General features: G+C 70.1%; 18 protein-coding genes. 8 read left to right on the forward strand and 10 right to left on the reverse strand.

The genetic code is table 11. The annotated features are described in order from the left end of the window. Positions 1–2 precede the first annotated feature (2 nt). On the forward strand, positions 3–1,097 hold the full coding sequence (locus ACFVXJ_RS00850; protein WP_389656453.1) for a hypothetical protein: 1,095 nt from the start codon (positions 3–5) through the stop codon (positions 1,095–1,097). A 382-nt stretch (positions 1,098–1,479) separates the two neighbouring features. On the opposite strand, the gene araD is transcribed toward ACFVXJ_RS00850, so the two are convergent. Beyond that, positions 1,480–2,250 carry an L-ribulose-5-phosphate 4-epimerase AraD gene (gene araD, locus ACFVXJ_RS00855; RefSeq protein WP_389656456.1) on the reverse strand — a complete coding sequence of 257 codons (771 nt, stop codon included), beginning with the start codon at positions 2,248–2,250 and terminating at the stop codon, positions 1,480–1,482. 344 nt (positions 2,251–2,594) lie between these two features. Here araD and ACFVXJ_RS00860 point away from each other — a divergent pair, with 344 nt between their 5' ends. Continuing rightward, positions 2,595–3,617 carry a LacI family DNA-binding transcriptional regulator gene (locus tag ACFVXJ_RS00860; protein ID WP_389658541.1) on the forward strand — a complete coding sequence of 341 codons (1,023 nt, stop codon included), beginning with the start codon at positions 2,595–2,597 and terminating at the stop codon, positions 3,615–3,617. A gap of 159 nt (positions 3,618–3,776) precedes the next feature. On the opposite strand, the gene yjfF is transcribed toward ACFVXJ_RS00860, so the two are convergent. The 4 genes from yjfF to ACFVXJ_RS00880 all read right to left on the reverse strand — a co-directional run bounded on the left by yjfF (position 3,777) and on the right by ACFVXJ_RS00880 (position 8,564). Continuing rightward, positions 3,777–4,799 (reverse strand): galactofuranose ABC transporter, permease protein YjfF, encoded by a 1,023-nt coding sequence (gene yjfF, locus ACFVXJ_RS00865; RefSeq protein ID WP_389656459.1) that lies wholly within the window; start codon positions 4,797–4,799, stop codon positions 3,777–3,779. Next, positions 4,796–5,896 (reverse strand): ABC transporter permease, encoded by a 1,101-nt coding sequence (locus ACFVXJ_RS00870; protein ID WP_389656462.1) that lies wholly within the window; start codon positions 5,894–5,896, stop codon positions 4,796–4,798. Before ACFVXJ_RS00870 ends, yjfF begins: the two co-directional genes overlap by 4 nt. After that, positions 5,893–7,470: a sugar ABC transporter ATP-binding protein gene (locus ACFVXJ_RS00875; protein WP_389656465.1), complete on the reverse strand. Its 1,578-nt coding sequence runs from the start codon at positions 7,468–7,470 to the stop codon at positions 5,893–5,895. Before ACFVXJ_RS00875 ends, ACFVXJ_RS00870 begins: the two co-directional genes overlap by 4 nt. A gap of 95 nt (positions 7,471–7,565) precedes the next feature. Continuing rightward, positions 7,566–8,564 carry an ABC transporter substrate-binding protein gene (locus ACFVXJ_RS00880; protein WP_389656468.1) on the reverse strand — a complete coding sequence of 333 codons (999 nt, stop codon included), beginning with the start codon at positions 8,562–8,564 and terminating at the stop codon, positions 7,566–7,568. Positions 8,565–8,861: 297 nt separating this feature from the next. Here ACFVXJ_RS00880 and araB point away from each other — a divergent pair, with 297 nt between their 5' ends. Both araB and araA read left to right on the forward strand, forming a co-directional pair. After that, positions 8,862–10,556: a ribulokinase gene (araB, locus tag ACFVXJ_RS00885; RefSeq protein WP_389656471.1), complete on the forward strand. Its 1,695-nt coding sequence runs from the start codon at positions 8,862–8,864 to the stop codon at positions 10,554–10,556. An 81-nt stretch (positions 10,557–10,637) separates the two neighbouring features. Next, complete coding sequence (gene araA / locus ACFVXJ_RS00890; protein WP_389656474.1) at positions 10,638–12,149, forward strand: L-arabinose isomerase; 1,512 nt, start codon at positions 10,638–10,640, stop codon at positions 12,147–12,149. A 144-nt stretch (positions 12,150–12,293) separates the two neighbouring features. Here the strand turns inward: araA and ACFVXJ_RS00895 are convergent, their stop codons facing one another. Beyond that, positions 12,294–12,662 carry a VOC family protein gene (locus ACFVXJ_RS00895; RefSeq protein ID WP_389656477.1) on the reverse strand — a complete coding sequence of 123 codons (369 nt, stop codon included), beginning with the start codon at positions 12,660–12,662 and terminating at the stop codon, positions 12,294–12,296. A gap of 63 nt (positions 12,663–12,725) precedes the next feature. Continuing rightward, positions 12,726–14,138 (reverse strand): oxygenase MpaB family protein, encoded by a 1,413-nt coding sequence (locus ACFVXJ_RS00900; protein WP_389656480.1) that lies wholly within the window; start codon positions 14,136–14,138, stop codon positions 12,726–12,728. Positions 14,139–14,421: 283 nt separating this feature from the next. Here ACFVXJ_RS00900 and ACFVXJ_RS00905 point away from each other — a divergent pair, with 283 nt between their 5' ends. Then, on the forward strand, positions 14,422–15,807 hold the full coding sequence (locus ACFVXJ_RS00905; protein ID WP_389656483.1) for a S8 family serine peptidase: 1,386 nt from the start codon (positions 14,422–14,424) through the stop codon (positions 15,805–15,807). 84 nt (positions 15,808–15,891) lie between these two features. On the opposite strand, the gene ACFVXJ_RS00910 is transcribed toward ACFVXJ_RS00905, so the two are convergent. Continuing rightward, positions 15,892–17,343, reverse strand: coding sequence for an amino acid permease (locus ACFVXJ_RS00910; RefSeq protein ID WP_389656486.1), 1,452 nt, complete (start codon positions 17,341–17,343; stop codon positions 15,892–15,894). Positions 17,344–17,614: 271 nt separating this feature from the next. On the opposite strand from ACFVXJ_RS00910, the gene ACFVXJ_RS00915 reads away from it, so the two are divergent. From ACFVXJ_RS00915 to ACFVXJ_RS00925, 3 genes are read left to right on the forward strand one after another with little or no spacing between them, the layout of a single operon-like run. Continuing rightward, entirely contained in the window at positions 17,615–17,938 is a 324-nt protein-coding gene (locus tag ACFVXJ_RS00915) for a type VII secretion target (RefSeq protein ID WP_389656489.1), read from the forward strand. Between the two features lie 3 nt (positions 17,939–17,941). Beyond that, a complete protein-coding gene (locus ACFVXJ_RS00920) occupies positions 17,942–19,237 on the forward strand; it encodes an amidase domain-containing protein (RefSeq protein ID WP_389656492.1) in 1,296 nt (431 codons plus the stop codon). Beyond that, positions 19,237–19,674, forward strand: a complete 438-nt coding sequence (locus ACFVXJ_RS00925) for a hypothetical protein (RefSeq protein WP_389656495.1) — start codon at positions 19,237–19,239, stop codon at positions 19,672–19,674. The genes ACFVXJ_RS00920 and ACFVXJ_RS00925 overlap by 1 nt, the downstream gene beginning before the upstream one ends. A gap of 70 nt (positions 19,675–19,744) precedes the next feature. Here the strand turns inward: ACFVXJ_RS00925 and ACFVXJ_RS00930 are convergent, their stop codons facing one another. Then, positions 19,745–20,350, reverse strand: coding sequence for a GPP34 family phosphoprotein (locus ACFVXJ_RS00930; RefSeq protein ID WP_389656498.1), 606 nt, complete (start codon positions 20,348–20,350; stop codon positions 19,745–19,747). A 282-nt stretch (positions 20,351–20,632) separates the two neighbouring features. Continuing rightward, positions 20,633–21,673, reverse strand: coding sequence for a MerR family transcriptional regulator (locus tag ACFVXJ_RS00935; RefSeq protein WP_389656500.1), 1,041 nt, complete (start codon positions 21,671–21,673; stop codon positions 20,633–20,635). Positions 21,674–21,739 lie beyond the last annotated feature (66 nt).

Below are 21,739 nucleotides of genomic sequence, written 5' to 3' on the forward strand. Positions count from 1 at the left end.
TCGTGGCTCTGCTGGCGGATCCGGACGCGCCGACGGAGATCGCGCAGCGCATGGCCCGGACACTTCCCGCGCGCCTCGCCGACAAGTCGGGCCAGGGGCGACGGTTCGACGTCGAGGTGATCAGCGAGCCGTTCACCGCGGGGAGCGAGGACCCGCCCACCTTGATGCGCCGGATCATCGACCGCGGGAGCGCGGAGAACTGGGACATCGTCGTGGCCCTCACCGACCTTCCGCTGCACTCGCACGGACACAAGCTCGTGGTGAATCTGAGTCACGAACACGGCTTGGCGCTGCTGTCCCTTCCTTCACTGGGGGGCTTGCGGCTGCAGACGAGGGCCCGGCGGCTCGTGGAAGAAGCCGTGCTCGGCTTGGCGGGGGGTCCGCAAGCCACCGGGACGGAAGGAGCTCCGCGAAGCCCGCGGCTACTGGCGCCTTTCGCCGGTCGTCTCACGCCCATTCATCCCGGCCCGGTCGCCGCGGAGGAGCCCACCGACCTCCGGTACGTCCTCAGCGGGCCGCGCGGCTACCTGCGGGTGCTCTTCGGCATGGTCCGGGCGAACCGCCCGTGGCGATTGGTACCGGGCTTGTCGAAAGCCCTGGCGGCCGCCCTCGCCACGGGAGCCGTCGCCACCGTGAACTCCACCGTCTGGAGCCTGGCTGAGGCCCTGAGCACGCCACGCCTCGTGATCGCCATGGTCGGATCCGTCGGCATCATGATCGGTTGGCTGATCGTGGACGCGGAACTGTGGCATCGCTCGGCGGACGGCTCGCCGGAGGGAAGGCAGAGGGCGAGGCTCTACAACGCCTCGACGGTCATGACCGTGGGTATCGGGGTGCTCGTGTGCTACGTGGGTTTGACGGTCATCAACTTGGTTTGGGCGCTGTTCATCCTCAACGACCAAGTGTTCGCTTCCATGACACGGGCCCCGTTGCACGCGACGGAGTACCTGACGTTGTCATGGTTCGTGGCGTCGACTGCCACGGTGGGCGGAGCGCTGGGATCAGGCTTGGAGACCGACGAGGCGATCCGGGCAGCCGCCTACTCCAAGCGCGAACAGGAACGTCGCCACATGCTCCAGGACGAGCACCGTGACTAGCCGAGGGGGTCCTTCACACCAGCCGCTCGCCGGTCTGCCAGGGGGACGGCTGGGTCACGCACCGGCACAGTGCGGTCCGGGACGCCCCGCCTCCTCGCAGGGCTGCGGGCCGGGGCGGTCGTCTACGGGCTCGTCCTCGCGCCAGTACAGGGCGCAGTCGCAGGCCCGCTCGCGGTCGGGGGCGCCGAGGCAGCGCCGCAGAGAGGGTGCGTGGACCCCACACGTGTGTCCGCGATCTCCGCACGGACGTGCCCACATGCCGGCTGCCATGGGGGGAGTGTGGCGCGGGGCACCGGGTTCAGTCGAGCGATTTCCCGGAAGAATCCGCATCGGTCGGGACCGGCCGCAGGACGAGCCGTGACTGTCGGACGGTGTGGCCGGATCATGCGTCGCCGAGGCGATGCACGGCCTCAGCTGCCCCGGGCGTGGGAACGTTGCCGTTGCCGTAATAGGCGCCCGGCCCGTGCTTACGGGTGAAGTGGCGCTCCAGCAGATGCCTCGGTGGCTCGGAGGTGTCCCCGAGGCGGGACCCCAGTGCCAGCGTGTGCAGCGCCATCTCCGCCACGGCCTCGCAGACGATGGCGTTCTCCAGCGCGGCGTTCGCGGTGGCACCCCAGGTGAAGGGGCCGTGTCGGGAGACGAGCGCTCCGGGGACCTCCTCTGCCCGACGGGGGTCACCGTCGAGCCGGGCGACGATCACCTGCCCGGTGTTGTACTCGTAGTCCCGCGCGCACTGCTCGGCGGTGAGGTCCGCCGTCACGGGGACGGGCCCGTTGAAGGTGTCGGCGTGCGTCGTGCCGAGCACGGGGATCGCGCGGCGCGCCTGGGCGAACGCGACGGCGTGCGCCGAATGCGTGTGGGTGACGCCGCCGATGGTGGGGAACGCCAGGTAGAGGCATCGATGGGTTTCGGTGTCGGTGGACGGCCTGAGGTGCCCGTCGACCACCCGCCCGTCCTCCAGCGCCACCGCCACCAGGTCCTCCTCGGTGAGGTCGGCGTAGGAGACCCCGGACGGCTTGATGACGAAAACGCCGGCGTCTCGGTCTACTCCGCTGACGTTTCCCCAGGTGAGGGTGGCCAGGCCGGCCTCCGGTATGCGCAGGTTGGCCGCGAGGACCTCGCGCCGGAGGTCCTTGAGGAGGGTCTTGCTCACTTCGCTCTCACCGTCTCTCCGACATGCGCGGCGGTTTCTCGGGACCGGCGTCGGCCAGGCCCCCGGTGCCGCGCCAGGCATCGCGGCTGCGCGACCGCAGCTGCCCGCTCAAATTGTGAACGCTAACAAGTAAGAATCTCAAGATGCAAGGTGAGATTGTTGCCCACAATATGCGTCAGTGGAACGCATAATGTGAGCGCCAACACCGCCCGCCCTCTCGACCATCTTCCGATCGGTCCGGCACGTGTGCGGGCCGGGGCCGGTTCGGTACCTTGAGGGAAGGCCGCTCGGCGAGGAAAGGAAGACAGTTGCCCCAGCTCCCGGACGTCTCGCGGGCGCCCACGATGACGGATGTCGCGCGCGTAGCCGGCGTCTCCCACCAGACCGTCTCCCGGGTGCTCAGCGACCACCCGAACGTCAGCGCCAAGACGCGGGCCGCGGTGACACAGGTCATCGAGCAGTTGGGGTACCGCCGTAACTCGGCGGCCCGGGCTCTGGCGACCCGCCGGACCCACACGCTGGGCGTCATCGCGGTGAACACCACTCTGCACGGACCCGCCAGCACCTTGGCGGGAGTTCAGGAGGCGGCTCGGGACCGCGGCTATCTCACGTCCGCCGTCACGCTGCGGACCGCCACGCAGACAGCCCTCGCCGAAGCCATGCGGCACCTCGCCGGCTGGGGCGTGGAGGGGATCGTCGCCGTCACCCCCCAACGCGCCGCGGTCAGGGCCCTGGCGGCACTGGAAGCACCGTGCCCGGTGGTCACCGTGGAAGGCGGCCACACCCTGGACCTGCCGGGGGTGTCGCTGGACCAGAACCTCGGCGCTCGGCTGATCACGGAGCACCTGCTCGCTTCCGGCCACGCCACCGTGTGGCATGTCGCGGGCCCTCCCGACTGGCTCGAGAGCGAAGCCCGCACGCAGGGGTGGGAAGACACGCTGCGGGAGGCCGGCGCCGAGGTGCCGCCCCTGCTGCGCGGCGATTGGAGTCCACTGTCGGGATACCAGGCCGGCCAGCAACTCGCGGGGCGGGTCCGGGCGTCACGGGGGCGGGGAGCCGGCCTCACCTCGGTGTTCGTCGCCAACGACCAGATGGCCCTCGGTGTCCTGCGGGCCTTTCGGGAAGCGGGTCTGCGCACGCCGGAGGACGTGGCGGTCGCCGGCTTCGACGACATCCCCGAGGCGGAGTTCTTCCCACCCCCGCTGACGACGATCCGTCAGGACTTCGCGTCGCTCGGCCGTGACAGCATCGGGCTGCTCCTGGACCACATCGAGGGCCGGACCGACGAGTCGACGCACCTGGTGGTGGCGCCCGAGCTCATCGTGCGCGCCAGTACGGCCCGCAGGAGTCCTTCCCCCGGGGAGTGACCCCGACCGCCCGGCGACCGCGGATCGGGTCGGCGCCGCCCCGCTCGGGCGGTGACCGTGGTGAACCTGTGGATCGTGGTGGACCGGTACGGCTCGCCCGGGCGCGGAAGGACCGTCGGAGGCGGTGGCACGGGGCTGCCGCGTCGCGGGGCCGTCAGGTCAGTCGGCGGCAGGGCGGCGGCCACTCATGAGACGTTGCAGCACGATGAACACGAGCAGCAGCGCGCCGATGACGATCCGGGTCCACCACGAGCTGAGTGTTCCCTGGAAGTTCACGACCGTCTGGATCATGCCGAGGACGAGCACGCCGAGGGCGGTGCCCAGGACGAAGCCGGAACCGCCGGTCAGCAACGTGCCGCCGATCACGGCGGCGGCGATCGCGTCGAGTTCCATGCCCATGGCGTGGAGGGCGTAGCCGGAGAGCATGTAGAAGGTCAGCAGAACGCCGCCGAGTGCGGAGCACAGGCCGCTGACGGCGTATACGGCGATCTTGGTGGAGCCCACCGGAAGACCCATCAGGCGTGCGGAGGACTCGTTGCCGCCCAGCGCGTACACGTTGCGGCCGAAGCGCGTGTGGTGCAGTACGACGAAGGCGATCAGCAGCACGGCCAGGGCGATGAGGACCGGGATCGAGACGAACAGTCCTCCCGGACCGTACAGCCGCGTCTGCGCGATCCGCGTGGTGGTGGGGTCGCTGATCGTGATGGACGCGGTGCTGATCGTGTAGCAGAGGCCGCGGGCGAGGAACATGCCGGCCAGAGTGACGATGAACGGCTGGATCTCGAAGGTGTGGATGATCCAGCCCATGAGCGTCCCGCTCGCGGCGCCGACCAGCAGGACCAGGGGGATGACCGTGGCCGGCGGCCAGCCGTGCGACTCGACCAGCCAGGCGGTGAGCACGGTCGACAGGGCCGCCATGGAGCCGACGGACAGATCGATGCCGCCGGTGAGGATGACGAAGGTCGCCCCGACCGCGACGACCAGGAGGAATCCGTTGTCGATCAGCAGGTTCAGCGCGACTTGTGCGGAGAGGAAGCCGTCGTAGCGCACCGATCCGATGCCGAACATGACGATCAGCAGGACGGACGTGACGATCAGTGGGATCCGGGTGCGGGTGCGCGAGGACACGGCCGCGAAGGGGCGGGTGAGCAGCGCGGTGGCGCTCGCGATGCCGGTACTCATGCGCGTACCTCCTGCTGGTGGGGGGCGGCGCCCGACGTGGTGTGGGATCGGGGGGTGGTTGTCCCGCGGCGGCGCAGGACCTTGGCCCGGAAGACCGGGGACTGGACGAGGCAGACGACGATGACGACACAAGCCTTGAAGACGAGGGTGGTCTCGGGTGGGACGCCGAGGGTGTAGACGGTGGTGGACAGGGTCTGGATGATCAGGGCGCCCAGGACGGTGCCGCCGAGCGAGAAACGTCCTCCGGTCAGGGCCGTGCCGCCCACGACGACGGCGAGGATCGCGTCGAGTTCGATCCACAGACCGGCGTTGTTGCCGTCGGCGCTGGCGACGTTTGAACTGATCATCAGACCGGCGATGGCGGCGCACAGCGCGCTGAAGACGTAGACCATGGCGAGCAGACCGCCGGCGCGGATGCCGACCAGGCGGCCGGCGGCCGGATTGCCGCCGACGGACTCGATCAGCATGCCGAGTGCGCTGCGACGGGTGATGAGGGCGGTGAGCGCGACGAGGACCGTTGCCAGGAGGACGGCGAACGGGAAGGTCAGCCAGTAGCCGCCTCCGATCATCTTGTAGGGGGCGCTGGTCACCGTGGTGATCTGGCCGCCGGTGACCAATTGGGCGACTCCGCGGCCCGCGACCATGAGGATCAAGGTGGCAACGATGGGCTGCACCCCCAGCCCGGACACCAGGAGGCCGTTGGCGAGGCCCAGCACGAGGGCGACGCCGAGCGCGAGGGCTACGGCCGTGAGCATGGTGGTGACGCTGCCAGGACGTGCGGCGGTCGAGATGTGCCCGCAGGCGACGGCGCCCGCGATGGCGACGGTGGAACCCACCGAGAGGTCGATGCCGCGGGTGGCGATGACGAGGGTCATGCCGAGCGCCACCAGGGTGAGGGGCGCGCCGAACCTGAGGATGTCCATGAGGCTGCCGTAGAGGTGTCCGTCGCGTACCCGGACGGAGAAGAAGTCGTGGTGGAAGGCGAGGTTGCCGAGGAGCAGGGCGAGGAGGACGAGCGTCGGCCACAGCAGGCGGTGGCCGGCCAGTCGTCCGCCGATTCCGCCGACCGCCTCGGACTTGGCGGGCTGGGGGGTCATGAGTCCGCTCCGGTGGCGATGGTCGTGAGGATGCGTTCGGGCGTGACGGTGTCGTCGTTGGTGAGGGTGGCCACCATGCGGTGGTCGCGGAGCACGGCGATGCGGTGGCTCAGGCGCAGGACCTCTTCGAGTTCCGCCGAGATGAACAGCACGGCGGTGCCTTCGCTCGCCAGGCGGGCCACGAGTTTTTGGATCTCCGCCTTGGCCCCGATGTCGATGCCCCGGGTGGGTTCGTCGAGGATCAGGAGCCGGGGTGTGGTCAGCAGCCAACGCGCGAGGAGGACTTTCTGCTGGTTGCCTCCGCTGAGGTGGCGTACCTGCGCTTCGGGGTCGGCGGGGCGGATGTCCAGTGCCTCGATCCAGTGCCGGGCCAGTTCGTCCTGTTTCCCTCGGGCCAGCGGCCTGGACCAGCCGCGGGCGGCCTGGAGGGCGAGGATGATGTTCTCGCGGACCGTGAGCTCGCCCACCAGCCCCTCGGACGTGCGGTTCTCGGAGCAGAACGCGATGCCTCGGGCGATGGCGTGGCGGGGGGTGCGCAGGAGCACCTTCTCGCCCTCGATGCTGACTTCCCCCGCGTCCGCGCTGTCCGCGCCGAACAGGAGGCGCGCCACCTCGGTGCGGCCCGAGCCCAGGAGGCCGGCCAGTCCGATGACCTCGCCGGCGTGGATGTCCAGGTCGTACGGTTCGATCGAGCCCGTGCGGGTCAGTTGTCGGGCGCGGAGGAACGGCTCGCCGGTCGCCCGTTCGGCCGCTTCCTCGTGGGCATGGCCGTACAACTGGTCGAAGGTGGTCAGTTCTCCGCCGATCATGCGCCGCACGAGCGTCACCGGAGTGAGTGCGCCGATGGGGTACTCGCCTTCCAGCCGGCCGCCCCGCAGGATGGTGACGCGGTCGCAGAGATCGAATACCTGGTCGAGGAAGTGCGTGACGAACAGGATGGCCACACCGCGATCCCGCAGGCGCCGTACCAGGGTGAAGAGCCGGGCGACCTCCTCGCGATCCAGGCTGGAGGTGGGTTCGTCCAGTACGAGCACCTTCGCCGAGACGTCGACCGCCCGGACGATGGCGACGAGTTGCCGCACCGCCAGGGAGTGCGAACCGAGCAGACTGGTCACGTCCAGGTCGAGGTCCAGTCGCGTCAGCAGCTCTGCCGCCCGCTCGCGCGTCGCCGACCAGTTGATGAGACCGAACCGGCGCGGTTCGCGCCCGATGAGGATGTTCTCGGCTAGCGAGAGGTTCGGGCAGAGGTTGACCTCCTGGTAGACCGTGCTGACTCCGGCCCGCTGCGCCTGGAGGGGGTCTGCGAACGTGTGCGGCCGGCCGTCGACGAGGATGGTGCCGCCGTCGGCGGGGTGCACACCGGTGAGCACCTTGATCAAGGTGGATTTCCCGGCGCCGTTCTCGCCCATCAGGGCGTGCACCTCACCGGGGAAGAGGCGCAGCGCGACGCCGTCGAGGGCGAGCACGCCCGGGAACCGCTTGCTGATGTCCAGGGCTTCCAGGACCGGCTGCGGGCCGCCGGCGCCCGTGGGCAGCGGGGTGGACGGGGACCGCGGGGTGGACGGGGATGCCATCCGCCTCTCCTCTCGTCGGTGGGGTGGTGGAGCGGGCTCCGGACGGTGAAGCAGACACCGAGGTCGGACCTCCCGCGGCGCCGGAACCTGCCGGGTCAGTAGTTGCGCGAGGGCAGCGCGGCCGCGGCCTGGTCCTGGGGGAAGACACCTTCCGCCGTCTCGACGCGAGGCGGCACGCTCTCCCCCGCCGCGACCTTCCTGGTCAGATCCATCAGCTGGTCACCGAGCAGCGGGTTGCACTCCACCACGACGTTGATCTTGCCCTCGGTCATCGCGACGAAGGCGTCCTTGATTCCGTCCACCGAGATCACCTTGATGTCCGTGCCGGGCTTCTTGCCCGCCTCCTCGATGGCCTGGATGGCGCCGAGTGCCATGTCGTCGTTGTGGGCGTAGAGGACGTCGATGTCGTTGTGGGACTTCAGGAACGCCTGCATGACTTCCTTGCCCTTGGCGCGGGTGAAGTCGCCGGACTGCGAGGCAACGATCTTGAACTTGGCGTCGGAGCGGATGACGTCGGCGAAGCCCGCCTTGCGGTCGTTGGCGGGTGCGGAGCCCGTGGTGCCTTGGAGCTCGACGATGTTGACCGGACCCCGCTCGTTCGCGTAGGCGCCGGTCAGCCACTCGCCTGCGGACTTGCCCTCCTTGACGAAGTCCGAGCCCAGGAAGGTCTTGTAGAGGGAGGCGTCCTTGGTGTCCACGGCACGGTCGGTGAGGATGACCGGGATGCCCGCGTCCTTGGCCTCCTTCAGCACCGTGTCCCAACCGGACTCCACGACCGGCGAGAACGCGATGACGTCGACCTTCTGCTGGATGAAGGTGCGGATCGCCTTGATCTGGTTCTCCTGCTTCTGTTGCGCGTCGGAGAACTTGAGGGTGATCCCGGCCTTTTTCGCCGCCTCCTGGATGGACTTGGTGTTGGCGGTGCGCCAGCCGCTCTCGGCGCCGACCTGGGCGAAGCCGAGCGTGATCGGGCGGTGGGTGCCTCCCTTGGCTGCCGAGGAGGAGCCGGAGGCGGGGTTCTCGGTCGAGCAGGCGGTCAACGTCGAGGACGCGAGAAGGGCGGCGGTGAGGACGAGAGCTGCTCTGCGAGCCATGTCGAGTGTCCTTTCAGGGCGCACGGAAAAGGCGCCGCGCGGCCAGGGCGGGGCGAGGCGGGGGGCGGCGGGAGTGGCCCCCTCGGAAAGGGAGCCGTCGCATTGTGAGCGCTAACAAGACAGGTTCTCAACCCCCGCGCGGGCGTTATCTGCCCGTTACCATGCCGCTGCGCGCGACCCTCTCTCGATCACCCCGGCCCTCTTGCCTATCGACATTGTTAGCGCTCACACTACGGGGGGCCGCCAAGCCGTCCCCCGGCCGCCTGCCTCCCCGCGGCTCCTTCGAAAGGCACTGTGTTGACGTCACCCCATCCCCCCGCGCCCACCCCGTATGCCGAGGAATCGGAGCAGTACACGGTCGGCGTCGACTTCGGCACGCTGTCGGGCCGCGCCGTGGTGGTGCGGGTTCGCGACGGTCGGGAGCTGGCCGCGGCGGTCCACGCCTACCGGCACGGCGTCATCGACCGGCACCTGCCGCACGGCGATGCCCGACTGCCTCCGGACTGGGCCCTGCAACACCCCCAGGACTGGCGCGACGTACTGCGTCACGCCGTCCCGCAGGCCCTGGCGGCGGCCGGGATCGACCCCGCAGCGGTGATCGGCATCGCCACCGACTTCACCGCGTGCACCGTCCTGCCCACGCTGGCCGACGGGACTCCCCTCGCCGAGACGGAGCTCGCCGAACGGCCGCACGCGTGGCCCAAGTTGTGGAAGCACCACGCGGCCCAGTCGTATGCCGACCGCATCAACGACCTCGCCCACGCCCGCGGGGAGAAATGGATCGCCCGATACGGCGGCCGGATCTCCGCCGAGTGGCAGTTCGCCAAGGCCCTCCAGGTCCTGGAGGAGGATCCGCTCGTCTACGACACCTGCGCGCGGTGGATCGAGGCCGCCGACTGGATCGTGTGGCAGCTCACCGGAACCGAGTCCCGCAACGCCTGCACGGCCGGATACAAGGGCATCCACCAGGACGGCGGCTACCCGAGCGAGGAGTACCTGGCCGCCCTGAATCCCCGGTTCGCCGACTTCGCGCGCACCCGCCTCGAATTCCCGCTCTCCGCGCTCGGCTCGCGAGTGGGCTCGCTCAGCAGCCAAGCCGCAGCATGGACGGGGCTGCGCCCCGGCATCGCGGTGGCCGCGGGCAACGTCGACGCCCATGTCACCGCCGCGGCGGCCCAGGCCGTCGAGGACGGGCAACTGCTCGCCATCATGGGCACCTCCACCTGCCACGTCGTGAACGCTCCCGTCCTCGCCGACGTCCCCGGCATCTGCGGTGTCGTGGCCGGCGGGATCGTCGAGGGAACCTACGGCTACGAAGCCGGCCAGAGCGCGGTCGGCGACATCTTCGCCTGGGTGCTGGACCAAGGCGTCCCGTCGGACTACCTCGCCGAGGCCGCCGACCGCGGCGAGGACCTGCACACCCTGCTGACCCGGAAAGCCGCCCGACAGCCGGTCGGTGGCCACGGACTCGTCGCCCTCGACTGGCTGAACGGCAACCGTTCGGTCCTCGTCGACCACCACCTCTCCGGAGTCGTCGTGGGTCTCACCCTCGCGACCCGCCCCGAGGACGTCTACCGCGCCCTGCTCGAAGCCACCGCGTTCGGCACCCGCGTCATCGTGGAGGCGCTGGAGGCGGGCGGCGTACCGGTGCACGAGTTCATCGTCGCCGGCGGGCTGGCCAAGAACGAACTGCTGATGCAGATCTACTCCGACGTGCTGCGCCGCCCCGTCTCCCTCGCCGCGTCCGACCAGGGGCCCGCCCTCGGATCGGCCATCCACGCCGCCGTGGCCGCCGGCGCGTACACCGACGTGCGAACGGCCACCGCCGCCATGGGCCGCCGACGGGCCACCGGCTACACGCCCGACGCCTCCCGAGCCGACGCCTACGACGCCCTCTTCGCCGAGTACCGGCTCCTGCACGACCACTTCGGCACGGGCGGCCTGCTGCACCGGCTGAGGAACATCCGCGACAGGACCCGTGCCACGGGCTGATCCGCTCCGCCGATCCTTCCCGCTCCCCCGCCCCGCCTCCCGCCCTCACCCCGTCGCGGGACGTCACCCCCAGGAGTCCATGTGCCCAGCCGAGCATCCACCGCCCAGGAGATCTGGTTCCTCACCGGCAGCCAAGGTCTGTACGGGGAAGAGACGCTGAGGCAGGTCGCCGAACAGTCGCGGCAGATCGCCACCGCGCTGGCCGACGCCTCCGGAATTCCCGCGCGCGTGGCGTGGAAGCCGGTATTGACGGACGCCGACGCCATCCGCCGGGTATGCCTCGACGCGAACGCCGACGACCGGTGCGTCGGGCTCATCGCCTGGATGCACACCTTCTCGCCGGCCAAGATGTGGATCGCCGGACTGGACGCGCTGCGCAAGCCGTTGCTGCACCTCCACACCCAGGCGAACGTGGCGTTGCCCTGGGACACCATCGACATGGACTTCATGAATCTCAACCAAGCCGCCCACGGGGACCGCGAGTTCGGGCACATCCAGGCCCGGCTCGGCGTACCCCGCAAGACCGTGGCCGGCCATGTCACCGATCCGGTGACGACCGAACGCGTCGCGATCTGGGCGCGGGCGGCCACCGCGCGATCCGAACTGGCCGCCCTCAAGGTCGCCCGCTTCGGCGACAACATGCGCGACGTGGCCGTCACCGAGGGCGACAAGGTCGAGGCCCAACTCCGCTTCGGCGTCTCCGTCAACACCTACGGCGTCAATGACCTGGTGGAGGTCGTCGACAGCGCGGACGAGACCGACGTGACGTCCCTCGTCAAGGAGTACGAGGACCTGTACCACCTGACGCCGGAACTGCGGCCGGGAGGCGAACGGCACGGCTCGCTGCGTTACGCCGCCCGCATCGAAGCCGGCCTGCGCACCTTCCTCGAAACGGGCGGCTTCGGGGCCTTCACCACCAACTTCGAGGACCTGGGCGGACTGCGCCAGCTACCCGGTCTCGCGGTCCAGCGGCTCATGGCCCAGGGGTACGGCTTCGGAGGAGAGGGCGACTGGAAGACCGCCGTCCTGCTGCGCGCCCTCAAGGTGGCCGCCACCGGCCTTCCGGGCGGCACCTCCTTCATGGAGGACTACACCTACGACCTGACGGCCGGCAACCAGCTCATCCTCGGCGCACACATGCTGGAAGTCTGCCCCACCATCGCGGCCGCCAGGCCCGGCTGCGAGATCCACCCCCTCGACATCGGCGGGCGGGAGGACCCGGTGCGCCTGGTGTTCGACGCCGCCCCCGGTCCGGCCGTGGTGGTCGGCCTCGCCGACCTCGGCGACCGCTTCCGGCTGATCGCCAACGACGTCGACGTGGTGGCACCCCCTCACCCGCTGCCCGCCCTGCCCGTCGCCCGCGCGGTCTGGCGGCCCCACCCCGACCTGCGGACCTCAGCCGAATCCTGGCTGACGGCCGGAGGACCGCACCACACCGTCCTCAGTACCGCCCTCACCTCCGACCACCTCGACGACCTGGCGGAAATGCTCCGCCTGGAACTCGTCCTCATCGACGAGACCACCACCCCGAGGCAGTTCCGGCGCGATCTGCGCTGGAACCAGGCGTACTACCGGCTCGCCCTGGGACTGTGAACCAGTCGAGGCCCAGGCCGGTCCGCGCGGCCGGTGGCGAACGTATCGACCGTGCCTCCGGGCCGGGCGCGCGGACCGCGCGCAGCCGGCACCGTGGACTGCCGGGACGCCATCCCGAGTCACCTGGCGAGTCCTCCGCACCGGTCAGGCAGCGGGGCCGGGGTCCTCGGCGGCGCTGACGAAGCAGAACTCGTTGCCTTCCGGGTCTTGCATGGTCTGGAAGGAGCCCTGGTCGTCGGTGACCGTGTCGCCGATCCGGGCCCCGCCCAGGGCCGCCGCTTCGGCGACCGCGCCGTCGATGTCGGCGACGGCGAGGTCGAAGTGGAGCCGGTTCTTCACCGCCTTGCCCTCGGGCACCGGTTGGAAGGTGAGCCGCGCCGACCCGGGCAGCTCGACGTGCGACCAGCCACGGGCACGGTCGACCGGGGCGCCACCGAGCAGTCGAGCCCAGAAACGGACCAGGGCCTTCGGGTCACGGCAGTCCACGACGATCTGATGCAGGTGTGCACGCATGGCGGGAGCCTACGACGGCCGCGGCACGCCGGGAACGCCCGCTCCTCGCGCGGGAGCCGAGCCTCAGGGGCGGCCCAGCAGCGCCACGCCCGCGGCGGTGTCCGCACGAGCGGTGAAGAAGTCGGTGAACGCGGCCACGAATTCCTCCTCGCTGATCCGGCCGTCACCATCCCGGTCCAGTTGCCGGAAGGCGTCGTTCAGTTCGGCGGGGTGGACGCGCGGGCCGCCGAACAGGACGCGGTACTCGTCGGCGCACAGATGTCCGCTGCCGTCGGTGTCCGCCGTCCGGAACAGGGCTCGTACCGCCGGCTTGAGGCCCTGGTCGAGGTAGTCCGGGTCCCGGTCGACGCCCTTGAGCATCGCGGAGACGAACTCGGCGCACTCCACCGCGCCGTCGCCGTCCGCGTCCATGCCCGCTCGCAGTTGCTTCCACCAGGTCTCGAACGCGGCGTAGAGCCGGTCCTCGCGCTCGACGGGAAGTTCGAGCTGCCAGCACACGTTGTGGACCATCGCCTGCAGGTCGGCGGAGTCCACCCTCCCGTCACCGGTCTGGTCGAGCACCTGCCGGAAGAACGCCTCCAGCCGGGCCGGGCGGGAGTCCACGGTGCGCGGCCGGGGCAGGCGCGGAGTCGCCGCGGGCCGCCGGGATGCGGGCTGCCGCCCGCCGTCGTCGTCGGAGTGGCCGCGGTAGCGCAGGCGGTCAGGCAGGCGGGTCATGACCTGGCGCATACCGCGGTGCAGCGTCCAGGACAGTGCGGCGGCCCTGCGCGTCCGGGGGGTGCCGAACCGCTCGTGCCAGGCCGGCGGCAGGTCCGCGACGGTCAGGCTGGTCAGCACGCTCGCGACGACGGCGCGCAGCAACGGCCAGGCAGGCCGCAGCCGTCCGAGTCGGCGGGGTGCCGGAGCCTCGCGCAGCATGTCGAAGAGCAGGTAGCGGACCTGGTCCCCGAGTTCGAGGACCTCGCGGACGGTGCGGTCGACGTACGCGGGTACGTCGGCGGCGGTCGCCGGGAGGACCTCGCCGGGGATGCCGAGGGCCTGGCAGACCTCGGTGAACTCCGTGTACAGGATGTCCAGTTCGCGCGGCGCGAGGGGATCGCCGGACAGCTCGCGCATGGCCGTCATGGCCTCGTACAGCGTCAGCATCACCCAGGCGCGGACCTCCGGGTCCTCGGCGCTGTACGGGCGACCGGCGTCGTCGGTGCCGCGAATCCGGCGGTGCGCGCGCTCCAGCCGGGCGATCTCGCGCTGCCGTTCCTGGGGCCCGGCGAAGAACAGTCGACTTCCGCTGTCCATGGTGTGCTCGATCCGCCGCCACGGGTGAGCCCGGTAGGTGGAGTAGCGGGCGGTGCCGGCCGCCACGGCCGGGTGCGCCGTCTGCAGGACGAGCAGCCGCCAGGCCACCAGTCCGATGCGCCATTCCCCGAGGGTCTGACGCAGCAGGCTGTCTGTCGCGGGCAGAGACGTAGGCGTCACGCGGTGCTCCTGGGGTGCGGGGGATAGGGGCCGACAGGAGTACAACGCCACGCGGGCGGGGAGGTTGCGGCGGGTGGCTCCGGCGACCCGGACCGACGCCCCGTCACCCCCGTCACAGATCCACCGCCGAACACCGCCCATGATTCGGTCAGGAAGCGTCAAAGGATTGAGAGTCAGGCAAAGCGTTCGACATCAAGCGACAAAGATCCTTGTCCTGTGCATGACCTCCAGATGGGATCACGGGAGCCGTTACGTGCGGCTCCACCCCACACAAGGAGCACTCATGCGCATACCTCGCCCGCCGCTCCGCGCCGCGGTCGCCACGGCAGGGGCCACCGCCCTCGCCTCCGCCGCCCTGGTCGCCACACCTCTGAGCGGGGCCGCCACGGCCGCCCCGGTCGCCGGCCCGCAGGTCAAGCCCGTTCCGGCCGTGGCCGGACACCAGTTGGTCCGCGCCGTCGGCAGCCCGCTGTCCACGGAGCAGTGCCAGGCGAAGTGGAAGATCGCCTGCTACGGACCGCTGCAGTACCGCCAGGCGTACCACTTGGACCCGCTCTACCAGGCCGGCATCACCGGCAAGGGGCGGACCATCGTGATCGTGGACTCGTTCGGCTCGCCGACGATCCAGCACGACCTCGACGTGTACAGCAAGCAGTTCGGCATTCCCAGCAGCAAGGTCCAGGTGGTCAAGTGGGGCAACGTCCCGGCCTGGGACCCGAAGAACGCCGATATGACCGGCTGGGCCGGCGAGTCCACGCTCGATGTCGAGATGGCCCACGCGATGGCGCCGGACGCCAAGATCGTGCTGGTGGAGACGGCGGTCGCGGAGACCGAGGGCGTCACCGGCTTCCCCGAGATGATGTCGGCCGAGAAGTCCCTGATCGACCGGGGCATCGGCGATGTCATCACCCAGAGCTTCGGCGCGACCGAGAACACCTTCCCGGGCTTCGACAAGGGCGACTTCTCCAGCCTGAAGAACTTGCGGTACGCCTTCAAGGCGGCGGCGGCCCACGATGTGACCGTCCTCGCCTCCTCCGGTGACGGTGGCGCCACGGACAACACGGCGGACGGCAGCGGCTACTACAAGGAGCGCGTCAACTCCTGGCCCTCGTCCGACCCGCTGGTCACCTCGATCGGCGGCACCCAGCTGCACCTCGACGACAAGGGCAACCGCCTCAGCCCGGAGAGCGTCTACAACGACAACGGGGCCGGGGGCGGCGGCCAGTCGCACGTCTTCGAGCGGCCCTCGTTCCAAAACGGCGTCCGCGGCGTCGTCGGCGATCGGCGCGGCACTCCGGACATCTCGATGGCCGCCGCCGTCAACGGCGGGGCGTGGGTGTACTCCAGCTACGACCCGACCGCCGTCGGCTGGGACGTGTCCGGCGGCACCAGCGAGGCCGCGCCGTTGTTCTCCGGCATCGTCGCCCTCGCCGACCAGGCGGCCGGTCGCCGGATCGGCAACCTCAACGAGGCCCTCTACTCCCTTTACAAGGACCAGGGCTACAAGCCGTCGAGCGGTCTGGTGGACGTCAACGACGGCACGAACAACAGCTATGCGGGTGTGACCGGCTACACGGCGGTCAACGGCTACGACATGGCGACGGGTCTCGGCACCATCGACGCGGCGCGCTTCGTACCGGCCCTGGCGCGGCAGAGCCGACACTACTGATCACCGGTCCGCTCGACGGTCGTGCACGGCGCCTCCCGGTTCTCCCGGGTGGCGCCGTGCGCGTGTCCGGTGCGGGCCCCTCGTTCAGAGGGTGCCGTCCGGCCTGTTCGGGGAACCGTCCCGGCCGGCTTTGGCAAGTGCCGCGTGCCGGTAGGAATAGCCGAAGTAGACGACCAGTCCGATCAGGAACCAGACCACGAACCGGATCCACGTCTCCACCTGGAGGTAGGTGATGAGCCAGATCGAGGCGATCACACCGAGGGCCGGGGTGAAGGGCATGAAGGGTGCGCGGAACTGCCGTGGCAGGTCGGGGCGCCGGTAGCGGAGCACGATGACGGCGCTGCACACGACCACGAAGGCGAGCAGGATGCCGATGTTGGTCAGCTCGGCGGCCGCGCCGATCGGCACGAACCCCGCGATGGCGGCCGACCCCACGCCGACGATCCAGGTGACGCGGGTCGGGACGTGCCGGGTCGGATGCGTCTTGGCGAACCAGTGGGGCAGCAGTCCGTCACGGCTCATGGCGAACCACACGCGCGTGACACCGAGCATGAAGGTGAACATCACCGTGAGGATGCCGATGATCGCCCCGACCGCGATCACGTCCGCGAACGCCCCGAGCCCCACCGACTTGAAGGCGCTGGAGAATCCGCTCTCGGGGTCGATCTCCGTGTAGCTCTGCATGCCCGTCAGGACCAGGCAGGCGAGGACGTACAGCACCATGGCGATGGCCAGCGAGTAGATGATCGCCCTGGGCATGTGGCGTTGCGCGTCCTTGGACTCCTCCGCCGCCGTGCTCATCGCGTCGTATCCGAACACGGCGAAGAAGACGGTGGCGGCCCCCGTGAAGGCTCCTCCCACCCCGAACGGGAAGAAAGGGGTGTAGTTGCCGGTGTCGATGTGGAAGAAGCCGACGATGATGACCAGCAGGACGACCAGCACCTTGAGCGCGACGACGACCGTCTCGAAGCGTGCGGCGTTCTTCATGCCGAGGTTGAGCAGAAAGGCGGTGAGCAGACAGAGGACGGCGGCGATCAGGTCGAAGCGGTGGCCCTCTCCCGTCCCGGGCGCGCCCAGCATCCAGGTGGGCAGGCCGGCGCCGGTGTCCGTGAGGAGGAAGTTGAAATAGCCGGAGATGCCGATGGCGACGACGGCGACGATGGCCGTGTATTCCAGCAGCAGGTCCCAGCCGATGAACCAGCCCGCCAGCTCGCCGAGGACCGCGTAGCCGTAGGTGTAGGCGGAGCCGGCCTTGGGGATCAGGCCCGCGAATTCCGCGTACGAGAAGGCGGCCGCGGCGCTGGCCACGCCGGCGATGAGGAAGGAGACCAGTACCGCCGGTCCGGCGATGCCGTGGGCAACGGTGCCGGCGAGCGTGAAGATGCCGGCGCCGATGATGCCGCCGACGCCGATCGCGGTGAGCTGCCACAGGCCGAGGGTCCGCGTGAGCTGCTCGCTGGGGGCGCCCTCGGTCTCGTCGATGTGCTCGATCGGCTTGCGGCGCAGTACGCCTTCTCCCATCCGCAGCCTCGACATGTCCGGTCCTTTCCGCAGGTGCTGACGGGACCTCATGATGGCGCAACGGCCGAGACGGCGGAGGCAGGCGCTCCGGACCTCACCGCAGGGACGGATCCGGCCGGCGCGTTGCGGTGGCGTCCCAGGGGCCGAGTAGGGGCCGCCGGGCCGTCGTTTTGCACCGGATCAGAGCGACGACAACCAGCCGTCACCGAGCCGGCGACCATACCCGCTGTCATATCTTCACTTGAGATCAACGCTAGGCTGTCCCCGGCTATTTATGGGGGATTGTGTGGACACAGACATCAACACGTATTACGTACGGCAAGGCGCCGGAGGAGCGCGCACGGCCGCCGGAGCAGCACTCGAGAACCTTCGCCGGTCCCTCGATTCGAGTGACACGGCAGCCGGCGGCCACCACGGCTGGGCCTCGGCCGCCGCGTTGAAGCGCTGCGCGACCGCCTGGGAGGACCACATGGTCGATCTGGGGAAGCAGATGAACACCATGGCCGACAACCTCCACACCACGGCCCACGCCTATGACACCACGGACGCCCAGGCGAAGGACGCCTTCGACCGGCTCCGGCACGGCCTCGGCGAATTCGGGGGTGCCTGACCCGTGGTCGCCTATCACGACCTGTACGACTGCCGCGTGGACCAGTGGCAGAAGGCCGCCGACGACTGGGTGGACCTTGCCCGCCGCTCCCTCACCGCCTCCGAGGACATCCGCGCACAGGGCAAGAAGCCGCTCGACGACCACTGGGCCGACGCCACCGGCAAGACTGCCGGCAAACGCCTGGCGGACCTCGCCGACCGCCTGGAGGCGGGCGGCGACATCATGAAGGGCGTCGCCATGGTCCTCGACGCACTCGCCCACTCCATGGGATACGCCCAGCGCACCCTGTTCCACGCGGTCGAGCTGGCGGGGGAACGCGGGCTGAGCATCCAGGACGGCCGCGCCGTGGGCGCGTACTCGGGGGCCGCACCCACGGGGCCCAACGTCCCGCAGAACGTGCGTGATGCCTACACCAAGGAATTGGGCAGCATCTCCGAGGTCGACGGGCTGATAGCGGAAGCGCTGCGCGAGGCATCACAGGCGGACGCGAAGGCATCCGCTGAACTGGACAAGCTGGCCAAGACCATCAACGTCGCCAACCCCTCCCATGCGCACAACGACATCCTGGTCGAGGCCTCCCAGGTCGAATTCGAGATGCTCAGGGCGGACATCCCGGTAGGCAAGGACCCGCACCTCGTCCGCGCCTGGTGGGACGGCTTGACGCGCGAGCAGCAAACGGCCCTTATGCGGGCCGATCCCGTGACCGTCGCCGACCTCAAGGGCCTTCCGCCGGAGGTGGGACGCGAGCTCAGGGGGCCCGACGGGAAGATCGACCGGGTGGAGATGGTGCGGTACGCGCTGGACCACTGGGACAAGAAGGACGATGTCAAGTTCGACAACAACTGCGCCAATTTCGTGTCCTCTGCCCTGGAGGCCGGCGGCATGCAGAAGAAGTTCGACTTCTGGGCAGGGCCCCGCGGTGACAACACCTGGGGCCGGGAGAGCGGCCTGGGATGGGACTGGGTCGACCAACGGGCGTACCACTCGCGTTCATGGGCTCAGGCCAAGGGTCTGCACGGCTTCCTGCTGCGGAATGGAGGCGAGGAGATCACCAGATCGGACGCACGTCCCGGTGACGTCATCTTCTACGAGCAGGTGGCTCCCGACCCGGACGAGCCCCAGGGCGAGATCTATCACGCCGCCGTGGTCACCTCGATAACGCCCGACGGCGACATCAAGTTGAGCCAGCACACCAGCTCGTTCCAGAACGTGAGCCTGGACAGTCGGGAACACGTCGCCACCAAGAACCACGGCGAGCAGCGCGTCCACATCGTCCGCCCGCACCCGAATTGGTACTGATGGAAACGCCCCGTTCCTCCGCCGCGTCTCACGGCGCCGCGCGCAAGCGCCCGGTCACTCCCGGCACGGTGATCGCGACGGTGTGGGTACCGCTCGCGACCGCCATGGGTGTGGCCAGTTCCTATTACGTCCAGGTCATCCACGGTGATTGGGTCGACAGGCAACAGGAAGCGTGTCGGCACATGCCCTTCCCGAAGGCGGAGCATGTCGCCGCATGGGCGGGTCCGATCCTCGGCCTATCAGCCGTGGTCGTCTGCGTACTCCTCGCCAAACACATCCGGCGACGCCACGGCGTCCCGCCCTCGGCAACGAAGCGGGGGCTGGTGTCCTACATCGGCGCGTGGCCTTGTGTGCTGGCGATCCCGCTGGAGCTGTTCATGCTGTGGGCCTCCTACAGCTCCGACGGATCGGGGCCGATCCTGGGCGACTGCGGTTGAGCACTACGGCGAGTCGCCGGGCGGGCCGCGTCGGCCGACGGAGGGCGGCCGACGCCACCGCTTGTCCGACTCACGGTGCGCGCCAGATGTTGGCGAAGGCCGCGTTCTCGATGGTCCGCCTCTGGCGTACTGCCTCCAGCTCCATCACCGCGTCGTGGACGGCGGCCAACACGGTCGTCACCGCCTCGTCATTGCCACCGGGCTCGCCCTCGGGCCCCCCTCCGTCGATGCCGACGGCCGAGGCGAGGCCGGTCAGGGCGGGTTCCTTGTCCTGCCACCGGTCGGCTGCCCGGCGGTGGCTGGGCGTGTCGACCGGTTCGACGCGCTCCGAGCCGAAGGACAACCGGCCGCTTCGCTTCCGCGTCAGCTCGCCCTCCTCTTCCAGCGCGGCCTGGTACGCGGCGGAGAGGTCTCGGCCCCGGCGCCACAACCAGTCCTCGATCAGCTCGTAAGGCGGTTCCCGAGTCAGCCGTGCCGCGGCCTCGCCGAGGAGCCGATCGTCCGGCGTCGGCGGCCAGCCCGGCACGATGCGGTCGCCGTCCACGGTGACCGCTCCCCCACCGATGAGATCGATCAGCTCTGCCCCGGCCAGCGCGAGCGACAGGTCACCCTGTCCCACGCCGTGCTCCGGCTTCGCGTCCATGACGATGAGGAACAGGTCTCTTGCCGTAGACATGCACAGCTCCCCTCGGAGACATCGACGAAAGTCCCTGGCCACCGGCCCGGCCCGGATCAGGGAGCCGGCCCGACGGCTGTACGACTGTCGCCACCAGTATCGCCCCCGCCCGGGCGGCCTGGGCGCTCTCGCAAGGTCGAGTTCCCGCCCGCGCTGTCCCCTGGGTGGGGGCGTGGCCGGCAACGACCTGGGCGGGTTCCCGCGCGTACGCCGGGCGGCGGGGCCGTGTCGCCCGGCCGGTTCGCCCACACCACGGTCCCGGTCGGCCCCACCCCGCGCCGGCTACTGGACGGCTACCGGGCCGCGCCGGCGTTCGCCGTCGACCGGACCCTGGGCGTCCTGGCGGCCGACGCCCTCGCCGGTGGGCCGCGCATGGGCTCGTTGATCGCGAAGGGCTTCGATCAGCCAGGGCCGGAACGGGAGGAGGGCGGGGAGCACCTGCCAGTCGTTGACGGTCCAGACCAGCCGCCAGTAGCGCTCGACGAGCGGATCGTGTCCGTGCTCGAACTGCCCGGCCATCCATTCCCGGAGTTCGGGACCGGCGGGACGCCCCAGAACGGCGGCGAAGCGCGTCACCACGGCTGCGACCACCGCTGCCGCCTCCTCACCGCACGGATCGATCTCCGCCTCCACGGCGGGAGCGACCGCCTGGCGGACGAAGGGGACGAGGTCCTCGGCCGTTTCGGGGGCTACGCCCGGCAGGGCGTCCTGGTCGGCGGGCGGCAGCGCCGCGTACGCCACGCGCGCCCGGAAGTCGGCGTCGCCGATGAGTTCGGCGAGCTCCACCCAGGCGGCGAGCTGTGCGTCGGATGGGGCGTCGGGGAGCTCGGGGAGGTCGGGGAGAGCCGTGCGCAGAGCGGCGACCGCGGTGCGGGCGGAGGGTGTGGTGGCGGTGAGGCCGGCGATGAAGTCCGTCACGAGCCGTCGTCGTTCGTCGGAGGTGAGGCGGGTCAAGTCGTGCACGAGAGTGGTCTCCTCGGGGCTGGGCTCGCGTCGGGCCAGGTAGCGCAGGACGCTCTGCCGTTGGCGCAGGACGCGGATCCGGAGTTCGGTGGCTTCGGCGTGTACGGCGGCGACTTCGGCGACGGACAGGTCGCCGTCGAGGACCCGGCCGACGGTGGCGAGATCGATGTCCAGCTCGCGCAGGACGCGGATGGTCCGCAGCCGTGTCAGGGCCGCGTCGTCGTAGCTGCGGTAGCCGGCCGGGGTGCGGTCCGCCGGGGGAAGCAGTCCGATGTCGGAATAGAACCGGATCGTGCGCACCGGTACGCCGGAACGCGTGGACAGGCTGCCGATCGAGTACAGGGGCGTCGTGCCGTTCATGGCCCCTACTCTCCGGTCTCCGGTGACTGGAGAGTCAACGGGTTTCGCTCTGGGGCGGTGGAGCGC

The organism is Streptomyces sp. NPDC058279 (assembly GCF_042881255.1).
GTDB lineage: Bacteria > Actinomycetota > Actinomycetes > Streptomycetales > Streptomycetaceae > Streptomyces.

Bases quoted from the DNA above. Each gene is read 5' to 3' on its own strand.
- ACFVXJ_RS00860 (WP_389658541.1), top strand. From the start codon at position 2,595: ATGACGGATGTCGCGCGCGTAGCCGGCGTCTCCCACCAGACCGTCTCC.
- yjfF (WP_389656459.1), bottom strand. From the start codon at position 4,799: ATGAGTACCGGCATCGCGAGCGCCACCGCGCTGCTCACCCGCCCCTTC.
- ACFVXJ_RS00870 (WP_389656462.1), bottom strand. From the start codon at position 5,896: ATGACCCCCCAGCCCGCCAAGTCCGAGGCGGTCGGCGGAATCGGCGGA.
- ACFVXJ_RS00875 (WP_389656465.1), bottom strand. From the start codon at position 7,470: ATGGCATCCCCGTCCACCCCGCGGTCCCCGTCCACCCCGCTGCCCACG.
- ACFVXJ_RS00880 (WP_389656468.1), bottom strand. From the start codon at position 8,564: ATGGCTCGCAGAGCAGCTCTCGTCCTCACCGCCGCCCTTCTCGCGTCC.
- ACFVXJ_RS00895 (WP_389656477.1), bottom strand. From the start codon at position 12,662: ATGCGTGCACACCTGCATCAGATCGTCGTGGACTGCCGTGACCCGAAG.
- ACFVXJ_RS00905 (WP_389656483.1), top strand. From the start codon at position 14,422: ATGCGCATACCTCGCCCGCCGCTCCGCGCCGCGGTCGCCACGGCAGGG.
- ACFVXJ_RS00910 (WP_389656486.1), bottom strand. From the start codon at position 17,343: ATGTCGAGGCTGCGGATGGGAGAAGGCGTACTGCGCCGCAAGCCGATC.
- ACFVXJ_RS00925 (WP_389656495.1), top strand. From the start codon at position 19,237: ATGGAAACGCCCCGTTCCTCCGCCGCGTCTCACGGCGCCGCGCGCAAG.
- ACFVXJ_RS00930 (WP_389656498.1), bottom strand. From the start codon at position 20,350: ATGTCTACGGCAAGAGACCTGTTCCTCATCGTCATGGACGCGAAGCCG.
- ACFVXJ_RS00935 (WP_389656500.1), bottom strand. From the start codon at position 21,673: ATGAACGGCACGACGCCCCTGTACTCGATCGGCAGCCTGTCCACGCGT.